We start from the raw sequence: 408 nt of genomic DNA, 5'->3' as shown, positions 1-408 counted from the left end.
GTGGCCTACCTCACGCTCTGGGAGCGCAAACTGCTGGGCTTCATGCAGGTGCGCCACGGCCCCAACCGCGTGGGCCCGTTCGGCCTGCTGCAGCCGCTGGCCGACGGCCTGAAGCTGCTCACCAAGGAAATCATCCAGCCCGCGGCGGCCAGCAAGGGCCTGTTCGTGCTGGGCCCGGTGATGGCCATCATGCCCGCGCTCGCGGCCTGGGTGGGCCCGCAAGAGGGCATGCCCGCCGCGCTGGCCTGGCTGGCCGTCACGGCGGTGGCCGTCGGCGGCTTCGCCTACGTGCGCCGCGCCGCGGTGCTGCCGCTCGCCCAGATGGTGGGCGCCGCCAACCGCATGGCCGCCGGCGATCTCACGCAGAGCATGGCGGTGACGCGGACGGGCCTGACCGGGGAATTGCAG

The 408-nt window shown here is 73.3% G+C and carries 1 protein-coding gene; it reads left to right on the top strand.

Going from position 1 to position 408, the window contains the following annotated elements; translation table 11 throughout:
• Nucleotides 1–408 (top strand): NADH-quinone oxidoreductase subunit H (locus tag GVL52_RS32455; protein ID WP_200848047.1); only part of this gene is annotated, 408 nt, incomplete at both ends.

This window comes from Rhizobium sp. 18055, assembly GCF_902706285.1.
Taxonomy (GTDB): Bacteria; Pseudomonadota; Alphaproteobacteria; order Rhizobiales; family Rhizobiaceae; genus Rhizobium.
The sequence above is the reverse complement of the archived record's forward strand: the minus strand, read 5'-3'. Positions and strand labels throughout refer to the sequence as shown.